This is a genomic window from Patiriisocius sp., from assembly GCF_051252435.1.
Taxonomy (GTDB): Bacteria; Bacteroidota; Bacteroidia; order Flavobacteriales; family Flavobacteriaceae; genus Patiriisocius.
This window is the reverse complement of sequence record NZ_JBPOFW010000009.1, coordinates 92,696-102,486: the sequence shown is the minus strand read 5'-3', so window position 1 is coordinate 102,486 and position 9,791 is coordinate 92,696. Positions and strand designations below refer to the sequence as shown.

The window sequence follows — 9,791 nt, the reverse complement described above, 5'->3', positions numbered from 1 at the left end:
GCCGATGGAGGGACTCGAACCCACGACCTGCTGATTACAAATCAGCTGCTCTAGCCAGCTGAGCTACATCGGCCTTTTTGACCAATTTTAGACTGAAAAAATCAGCATAAAAAAGTCCGCTATTTCTAACGGATTGCAAATGTATGTAATTTATCTTTTTTACAAAACAAATTTCAGAAAAAAAATTGTAATTATTTCTTCATCACAAATGCGGTGCAAAAATATTCAAATCAAAGATGTGTGCAAACTTTTTGAAGAAAAAAATTAGTTAAAACTCATCATATTTCTGTTACTCCGAATTTCGAGGATGCGCGCCCCTATGCACCTCTTTCAATGTGGCAATATTATTATGTGTGTAGACCTGCGTCGAGGCGAGACTAGAATGGCCAAGCAATTCTTTCACAGCGTTCAGCTCTGCCCCCTCATTGAGCAAATGTGTAGCGAAAGAATGCCTTAAAATATGCGGACTCTTTTTAATCTTCTCTGAAGCCATATCAAAATAAGAGGTTATCACTCGATAGACTAGTGTTTCATAAATTTGTTCGCCCTTTTCTGTTATTAGCAAAAATGACGAACTATAAGTATCAACCTCTTTTCTAAAACCGAGGTAAAAACCAATTGTTTTTAGAACCGAAGGAAGCAATGGGATTATTCGCTCTTTATTACGTTTCCCTAAAACTTTGATTGTTTTTTTTACTTCGGAAATGTCGCTTATCCTCAAATTTATTAATTCCGCACGGCGCATTCCCGTGCTGTAGAAAAGCTCGACAATCAATTTATTGCGATAGCCCTCGAAATCATCTGCTCCTTTTAATAGCTCCAAAACGTCATTCACCTCGGTTTCCGAAAAAGGGATTTGAATCTTTTTTGATGTTTTAAGGGCTCTGTGTTTTGCTAAAGGAGTTTCAGTAATCTCCCCTATTTTGAGCAGAAATTTATAGTAGGTTTTTAATGATGAAATTTTTCGGTTGACGGTTCTGTTTGAAATACCTGAATCTACTAATGCAACAATCCAACTTCGAACAATGGGGTAATTGACTTCGGCCAAGGACGTAATTTCAAATTCCTCCTTTCCGAAATTAAAAAACGTCTCCAAATCATTTTTATATGCCATCACCGTGTGCGCCGAATATTTTTTCTCGAGCGTCAAATAATCTATAAATGGCGATAGTGACAATTTCTTGGGTGTTTTATATTTCCGCTTTGCGATAAAATTACAAATAAACCGCTTTGAGTTAGGTGACCAAACAGATTATTTCAATAAAAATCTGAAATAACAAATTCACGTAATTACAAATCCCGCTGCAAAAGCGGGATCAATTCAACTTGTACTTTTAAATAATTTGAGTAAACACAAATTTTTAAAAGTGGGTTTCATTAAAAAAGACCGCTACTTAAAAGTAGCGGTCTTTATTTATTTTTAGGATTGCATGAGACTAGATTTCTTCTGCATCTCTAAGTCCTTGAATGTACTGTGCTTTCTGGATTTCTTTTCTTCTCACAACCGATGGCTTTGAGAATGCCTGACGTGCACGTAGCTGGCGCATAGTTCCTGTACGATCAAACTTACGCTTGAAACGCTTAAGCGCTCTGTCTATATTTTCTCCGTCTTTAACTGGTATAATTAACATAGTGTCATAACCTCCTCTCTTTTGGACCGCAAAAATACTACTTAATTTGAAACTTCAAAACAGGTAGTTGATTTTTTTCTGAAATTTAAATAAAATAAAAATTTCTGAAGCAATCCTTACTGTTCTCTAAACAATCCTGCCCGCAATGTCAAGTCTCTAATTAATTTCTCCTCTTCTTTACTCTCTAACAATACATTGTAATCTTCCCAAAATTCTGGGTGATATGGTTGTGGCGAAAAGATGTCTTCGCTCCACTGCTTTGAGCGCTCTTCTTTAATGAGTTCTGGGTCTGTGATGATTTCGGTAAAGACAATTTCTTGTACGGTGTTGTAATAGAATTCTGTTTTGTCTTGTGTGGGGTTTCCTTCTTTATCGGTTTGGTCTGAAGAACGGTCACCTGCATTAACAAGTTTTGGAGTCTCATAGTAGATGTATTTAGGGTACATCCTGCCGTTGTATTCCATATAGGTCAGCACCAATTTGTGATTTAGCAAAGTTCCAAAAAGACTTTTACTTCGTTTCTTTTGATTGTCTGAAGCCGCTATCAATTGGTATTCCACTTTCTTGATTGCCCAAGTATCCCAGTCAATATACAACCAACCTTTTGCTTCAAAACCTTCGTTATAAATATCGGGTGTATTAAGACCCACAAAGTCTTTTCCTTTTAAAATTTCGATTTTATAAAGTTTCTTGTCATTTTCAACCAACACAGTATCGAGCTTAAATTGCTGTCTTTCTAAAAGTCCGTTACCGAAAATGGCTCCGGTCTCGTTTGCATTTCTGATAAGATTTATTTTTCCTCTAAATAATTTATCGAGCCCATTTACGCGCTCGTCATTCCAGCGAATAGCTTTTACTAAACTTGAAGTTGAGATGGTATCTCGCCTTAAATTATTTTTTTGTAATTTTTTATTGCGGGTTCTGTTTTTAAGATATGCGGTATATGCATACAGACTGTCCACATCTCTTAAATCGTAACTCTTACGGGTTTCGTCAACATTAATCCTTAGGTTTTTTTTCGCACCTGCCTCGTAGCTATCATCGTATAATGTTATGGCACTTTCAATAAGCCATTTGTATTCGGTTGAGTTTCTCTCTTTGTGTCTAAGGAATCCTTTTTGAATGTAGGCGCTATCGGGTAATGTTTCGGGTAGTTCTTCGATGGCACGGAGTACAATATCGTTTCCTGTTTTTGGACGTGTTTCTGCGACGATTACAATTTCATCTAAAGAAGCAACATCTTCTTCAAGGAATAGATCCATGGAAGCATCAAAATCTTTTACAACGCTTTTGTAACTCTTGAAACCGATACTTGAAATAACCAGTGTATCATTCACAAACTTTTCTGGTACAGTTAAAGCAAAATTACCATCGGCGTTTGTGATGGTACCTATGGTACTGTTTTGAACATACACACTCGCGCTTTCAATACCAGCAAAGGTTGTAAAGTCTACAACTTTTCCGTTGATATCAATTTGAGAAACAGCGCTAAAAGAAATAAGACAGAGCAAAAGTAATGATGCCTTTTTAAATAAAGAGTTTTTCATTGTAGGTTGTTTATAAAGATAGAACGCTTTGGGCGATATTCTATTATGTTGCAGGCTTATACGCTACTCCATCGATGACCATCTTAGAAATGATTTCTCTAAGAATTTCGGAAGTACCACCACCTATAGGTCCCAATCTGCTGTCTCTCAAATTACGTGCCAGTGGATATTCTTCCATATAACCGTAACCTCCCAGTAACTGCACGCACTCATAAGCTACGGCGTCTGCTATTTTTGTTGAAACTAATTTTGACATAGTAGCTTCTTTTACAACATATTCACCATCGTTAAGCCTTTTCGCAGTAACGTAATTGAACGTTTTTGCCATTTCTACTTCACTGGATAAATCTGCTACTTTATGACGCAATGCTTGAAATTTTGAAATTGGTTTTCCAAAAGCGGTACGTTCCTTCATATAAGCAATGGCATATTCTAGCGCCCACTCGCTTCGTGCATGTGCATTTACTCCCATAATCAAACGCTCCAATGCGAAGTGTTGCATAATGTAAGGAAAACCCATGTCTTCTTCACCTAACAAGTTTTCAGCTGGAATTACCACATTGTCAAATGCAATTTCCCCTGTATCGCTTGCTCTCCAACCTAGCTTATCTAACTTAGTTGCACTAATACCAGGCATATCTCTATCCATTACAAAAATACTTATTCCTTTATTTCCCAACTCTGGGCTCGTCTTTGCACAAACGATTAAGTAGTCGCTGTAAATACCGTTTGTAATAAATGTTTTTGAACCATTGATAACATACGTATCTCCTTTTTTAACCGCAGTAGTTCTCATACCTCCGACATCACTTCCTCCAAAGGGCTCGGTAATACACAGACATCCTATTTTCTCTCCAGTTACACTTGGTGCTAAATATTTTAATTTTTGTTCGTGATTTGCTTCTTTATTAAGATGCGTCATTGCAAGATATTCGTGCGCCCACATTGCGGCTGCAAAACCACCACTATTAATTTTTTGTAATTCTTCAATGAAGATAATGGTATAAAAAATATCCAAATCCAACCCTCCATATTCCTCAGGGGTTGCCAGACCAAAATAGCCCATTTCGCCAAACTTCTCCCAAATAAATCTATCTATCGTTCCTGTTTCCTCCCACTTTTCAATGTGCGGTACAACCTCTTTCTTTAAGAAATCTTGAAAACTCTTTCTAAAAAACTCATGCTCTTCGGTAAAATACATTTGCTATTGCGGTATTAATAATATGATTGTAAATAAATGTCGATTTGTCAATAATATGCTGAAATTTTAAAAATTATTCAACAGACAAATATAATGCAATTAGCTTTAATTTGGAAGAAGTGATTCCGTCTATTTTCTGCAATTCATCCAACGAATTGATTCGTTCTCGCAGGGTTCTGAATTCCCATATTTCAGCAGCTAAATCGAAAGATATACCTTTTATCGTGGCGATGTCTGAAGCTGATGCCGTATTGACGTTTATCTTTTCAATGACCTTTGGTGTTTTTACCGTAAATTGAAGCAAGGTTTTCTGTACTACGGAATCATTCAATCCCCAAATGCCGTATAATTGGTCATTGTTAGAAAAGCCTCCCAACTTTTCTCGCTCTTTAACGATCCGCGCGCTTAGGGCGTCGCCAATTCCGTACACTTTTTTGAGTTGTTCGGCGGTTGCTATGTTTAAATCTATTTTTTGTTCAAACGGCAATTCTTTATTATAATCTTTAAAATTTTTCTTCGGAAACGAGGTGTTTGAAACATATTTGGACTTAGGGTTTGTTACCCAATCTGGAAATTTAAAATACGGGCTAATTTTATACAAAACAGAGTCGTTTACCTTTGTAACCTTTTTAAAATCTGAAACCGAATTTACCCATTTATCTTTTTCCCTAAAATTTTTGAGCCTGTCAAACTCTTCGGTTGAGAGACCTAATGTGTAGGCTTTGTAATCTGTAATAAAATTGGGATTAAATGGATATATCTTTGGTTTTCTTGCTTCTATCGCTATAAGCTTTAATGAATCAATCTCGTTTTGGCTGGAGACTATTTCCGGAGAAGAAATATCTAACAGTGGTACTTGTGTGGGTTTGTAAAATTTCAGAAAAACTAATAATCCCACTATGATTGAACACAATATAAAAATCCCACTTCGTTCATTTTTTGAATATTCGAAGTGGGATTTAAAATTTTTCATAACTCTCCTAGTTTTTTAGCAACTGGGGAGTTTTAAAAATGGTATCAGTGTACTGTCAACTCTTACATATGTTTATTGATATCATCAGCACCACTATCTATAGCCTCTTTTTTGGTCTTGATTGCTGTCATATATTTATTAAGTTCCCTACGAACAACTGGTGTTAAGAAAATAACACCAATAATATTTGGAACCACCATCGCAAAAATCATAGCATCACTAAAGTTGATAACCGCACCTAAACTAATTGAAGCACCAATAACAACGAAAATTAAAAACAATACTTTGTATACCAAATCGGTTACTTTTCCGCGGCCAAAAAGATATTTCCACCCTTGCATTCCGTAATATGACCAAGAAATCATGGAAGAAAATGCGAATAATATTACCGCAATTGTCAACACAATTGAAAAGTGAGGTATTACGCTATCAAATGCAATTGCCGTGAGTTCTACTCCTTCTTTGATTTCAACTCCATATTCCATGAATCCCCCGTCAAAGTTTGTGATAATAATTACTAGCGCAGTCATTGTACAAATAATTACAGTATCAACAAAAGGCTCTAAAAGCGCCACAATACCTTCACTTGCTGGATATTTAGTGCGTACTGCTGAGTGAGCAATCGCAGCAGAACCTACACCTGCCTCATTTGAAAATGCACCACGACGAATTCCTTGAATCATTACACCAATAAGTCCACCGGCAATTCCCAATCCAGAGAATGCACCATTATAAATAAGCGCAAAAGCATCATCAATAAGTGTGAAGTTTGCCGCTAAAATAACGAGAGCAGCCAACACGTAAATACCTGCCATGAATGGAACAATTTTTTCAGTTACAGATGCAATACGCTTAATACCCCCAATAATTACAACAGCAACAATTGCTGCCATTCCTATTCCAAAATACATCCCAGCATTTCCACCCGTTAATTCAAATAGCTTTACAAACTGGGCAGCCGCTTGGTTTGCTTGGAACATATTTCCACCACCGAAAGACCCACCAATCACAAAAATGGCAAATAATACAGCGAGAACTTTACCAAGACCGCCAGCTCCTTTTTCTTTTAATCCTTTAGAGAGGTAATACATAGGCCCGCCATATACAGTTCCATCCTCACCTACATCTCTGTATTTAACTCCTAGAGTACATTCAGCAAATTTTGAAGCCATCCCCAAGAAACCTGCCAATATCATCCAAAAAGTTGCACCTGGGCCACCTATAGAAAGTGCCACAGCAACCCCAGCAATATTACCAAGCCCCACGGTTGCCGAAAGTGCCGCTGTTAAAGCCTGAAAGTGTGAAACCTCCCCGTCAGCACTATCATCACGAATCGTTTCTATAATATTTTCTCCTTCATTAGGAGTTACATCCCCGTATAAGGTATCAGCTCCATGCTTTTCAATATCCTCATATTTGCCGCTCACAACTTTGAAAGCAGTGACAAAACCAGTGATATTTATAAGTTTAAAATAAATGGTAAAGTAAATAGCTCCTCCCATTAAAACTATCAATACCCAAGGAATTTGAAAAGATTCTGAAAATGGAATTTCATAAAAAATTGCATCTACAAACCAACCCGTCCAACTCTTAAAGTTTGCATCAATCTTTTCAGAAGTTGTAAGCTCCTGAGCAAAAGTGAGTAAAGGCATGATTATTGCAAATAGGGAAAGAAGATATTTCTTCATGATGGGTATGTATTGATTAGTTTTTTTTATTAAGACAAGCAATATGCTAAAAAATAGCCAAAACTCAAACGGTTTGCCCGTTAAAATGTTAAGGTAATCTAAACGTTGTATAGATTTTTTAAACTTTCAATCTGTGTGGGGCGACCTATCAAAATTAATTTTGAACCCCTTTCCAAAACCAGAGACGGCTCTGGGTTTACAACATATTCCCCAGATGGCCCTTTATAACCTATCACGGAGCAACCCGTTTTCTTCCGAATATCTAAATCTTGAATCGCTTGTTCTTTGCCCGATGGACACACATTTTCAAATGATACTTGCTCCACGTTAATACTATCATCATCTCCCGAAATGGATAAATTATCTAGAAATTCAATCAAATCTGGCACTACTACTAAAGATGCCATATGATCTCCACCTATTTTGTCTGGAAGGATGACATTATCTGCCCCGGCAAGTTTCATTTTTCGGTAACTTGTTTCCTCGGTTGCTCTACTTATTATTTTTAAACCTGGATTTATTTGCCTTGCCGAAAGAACAATAAAAAGGTTATCAGCATCACTTGGCAAAGCGCAAATAATTGTACTCGCTCTATCAAGTCCGGCTTCAATGAGCACCTCATCTTCGTTGGCATTTCCTTCGACGAACAACATTCCATCTTCCGAAAATTTCTCGACTACCTCATGGTTTTTTTCAATCACTACAAAATCTTGTTTGTAGTCCAATAATTTTTGAGCGGCCTGCTTACCGTTACGCCCGTAACCGCAAACAATGACGTGGTTTTTCATTTTATCTATCATTTTATGAGCTCTTTTTTCTCTTAAATTCCCTATGTTATTTTTACTCAAAATATGTTCGGTAATCACACTTATGGAAAATGCAACAATAAAAATACTGGAAAGAATTAAAATGGATGTAAACAATTTATCCATATCATTCAAGGGCTGCACCTCTCCAAATCCCACCGTAGTAATCGTGATGACCGTCATGTAAAACGCGTTCACCCAAGAGTAATCTGAAATGTAGCGATAGCCAATAACCCCAGCCCCAAATACTGCGACCAATAAGAAAAGTGCGAAATATATTTTTGAATGAAATATCCTTCTCATAAATCAAAAACCGAAGTCCGTTTTGTGTACACCAAGTCTTTTAATTTCAACAAAAAAGCCAATGTAAGATAGATGGCAAACCAAATTCCCGCAGTTGCAAAAGACACATATATAAAGAACAAACGCACACTTTTTGCGCGCATGCCAAGCCTATCTGCAAGGCGCGCGCACACATAATAGCCGTTGCGTTCAAAGTAATGCCGTATGTTGTATATCCTGTTTAGCACACGACCAAATTACAACATTTAAAGCAAAATTTCACTTTTTTAATAATTGATTACCCACCGCACATTGCAAACATTTCATCCCTTCACAATATGCGTTTTTCAACTGAATCAAACCCTGACTATCCATCGCATTTTTAGCAACCGGTTTCAACGCATTGAAAGAATTGACAATACTATTTTTCTCTGCCGAAATTTGCTGCGCCATTGAGAATAGTGTTTCTGTTTCATCTTTTCCAACATACAAAGCATAACAAAACCGAAGCGGAATAATCGTATTTATAATCAATAGATCAATGAACTTTTTAGTAAGCAAACGCGTACTTTTTGCTGAAGCTACCCCAAAATTATAGTGGGCATTCCAATAGGGCAAAGCCGAAATTTTAAACACATCATACATTTGAGAGATATCATTAATATTCATTATTTCAGAAAACAGGGATTGTTTCGTATGATAAAGATTCGCCAATTGGGACAACCTAATTGTAGGGAAATTGGGAGGTCTTAATCTAAAAAACTTTGGAGCAATCACCGAAGTAGCATCCAATTGAAATTTCCGAAGTAAAAATTGAAAGGTTTCTTTTTGAGTTTTAAAGTAGTTGTCATCAATTTCAGAATCAAAAAAACCAGCCTGCCCCATCAATAAAGCTTCGAGGGTTTTGGCGTCACTTCTACATTTTTGAATTACACTAAAATCGATGGATTGCCCGATGCTCAAAAATGCTTCACCATTTATTTTGAGTCCAAAGTTTTTAGCGAGCATTTCAAAAAGCAATGCTTCCCAATGATTGTTCAATGCGTTTAAACGCTGCAACATGAGCTCGCTTTTAGCCTCTAAGCGTTCAATGTATAATCGCTCAATCCAATGGTTCATTGTCAAATCGTCAATTTCATGGAAACGGTGTTCGCAGGCAATCCACTTATTACCTTTTTTAAAAAGACTGTTATATGTATTTAAAATTTCCGAAGAGACTAAAGCCTTTAATACTAATGTAGGAATTATACTTCCATCTTTGCGATGCACCTCAACATCATGTTCCCAAACTACGTGAAGAATTACATTATCGTAGGCGGTATCAATTTCGTGGTGGTGGGCAAACCAGTCAGACGATTTTAAGTGGATTTCAATATTACCAGCCCATTTTTGACCAGCAATTACGACTTGCCCATTAAAAAAATCGGGGCCAGAATTGTTATTGTGCATCCCGACCTTCACGACATGTATCGCTTCTCCTGAGGTTGTGGTAAGTTGTTTTGTGTTAAATTTTTGAAATTTCCAAACGTAGTGCAAGAAATCCTCTTTCATAGAAAATACGTTGCGGGGAGCGTTGCGATTGTGAAAGATATAAAAAACAAATGAGACGATTCTGTTGAGATTTGAATCGTCTCATTTTAAAACATTTTTTTACAATTTAAAA

Annotated in this window: 9 protein-coding genes and 1 tRNA gene; all 10 read right to left on the bottom strand. The window is 36.8% G+C overall.

Annotated elements, in window-relative coordinates:
• The 10 genes from ACSHW7_RS15175 to ACSHW7_RS15130 all read right to left on the bottom strand — a co-directional run bounded on the left by ACSHW7_RS15175 (nt 1) and on the right by ACSHW7_RS15130 (nt 9,679).
• A tRNA-Thr gene (locus tag ACSHW7_RS15175) sits at nt 1-73 on the bottom strand.
• Nucleotides 74-289: 216 nt separating this feature from the next.
• A complete protein-coding gene (locus ACSHW7_RS15170; protein WP_435680214.1) occupies nt 290-1,177 on the bottom strand; it encodes a tyrosine-type recombinase/integrase in 888 nt (295 codons plus the stop codon).
• Nucleotides 1,178-1,436: 259 nt separating this feature from the next.
• Nucleotides 1,437-1,631, bottom strand: coding sequence for a 30S ribosomal protein S21 (gene rpsU / locus ACSHW7_RS15165; protein ID WP_151674372.1), 195 nt, complete (start codon nt 1,629-1,631; stop codon nt 1,437-1,439).
• Nucleotides 1,632-1,747: 116 nt separating this feature from the next.
• The gene (locus ACSHW7_RS15160) at nt 1,748-3,178 is read right to left on the bottom strand and encodes a carboxypeptidase-like regulatory domain-containing protein (RefSeq protein WP_435680213.1); all 1,431 of its coding nucleotides are present in this window, start codon (nt 3,176-3,178) and stop codon (nt 1,748-1,750) included.
• Between the two features lie 43 nt (nt 3,179-3,221).
• Nucleotides 3,222-4,379, bottom strand: a complete 1,158-nt coding sequence (locus ACSHW7_RS15155; RefSeq protein ID WP_435680212.1) for an acyl-CoA dehydrogenase family protein — start codon at nt 4,377-4,379, stop codon at nt 3,222-3,224.
• Nucleotides 4,380-4,452: 73 nt separating this feature from the next.
• Complete coding sequence (locus ACSHW7_RS15150) at nt 4,453-5,352, bottom strand: ComEA family DNA-binding protein (RefSeq protein ID WP_435680211.1); 900 nt, start codon at nt 5,350-5,352, stop codon at nt 4,453-4,455.
• Nucleotides 5,353-5,414: 62 nt separating this feature from the next.
• Nucleotides 5,415-7,040, bottom strand: a complete 1,626-nt coding sequence (locus ACSHW7_RS15145) for an alanine/glycine:cation symporter family protein (RefSeq protein WP_435680210.1) — start codon at nt 7,038-7,040, stop codon at nt 5,415-5,417.
• Between the two features lie 98 nt (nt 7,041-7,138).
• On the bottom strand, nt 7,139-8,149 hold the full coding sequence (locus ACSHW7_RS15140; protein WP_435680209.1) for a potassium channel family protein: 1,011 nt from the start codon (nt 8,147-8,149) through the stop codon (nt 7,139-7,141).
• A complete protein-coding gene (locus ACSHW7_RS15135) occupies nt 8,146-8,376 on the bottom strand; it encodes a PspC domain-containing protein (RefSeq protein ID WP_435680208.1) in 231 nt (76 codons plus the stop codon). Before ACSHW7_RS15135 ends, ACSHW7_RS15140 begins: the two co-directional genes overlap by 4 nt.
• A 31-nt stretch (nt 8,377-8,407) precedes the next feature.
• Nucleotides 8,408-9,679, bottom strand: coding sequence for a DUF2851 family protein (locus ACSHW7_RS15130; protein WP_435680207.1), 1,272 nt, complete (start codon nt 9,677-9,679; stop codon nt 8,408-8,410).
• Nucleotides 9,680-9,791 lie beyond the last annotated feature (112 nt).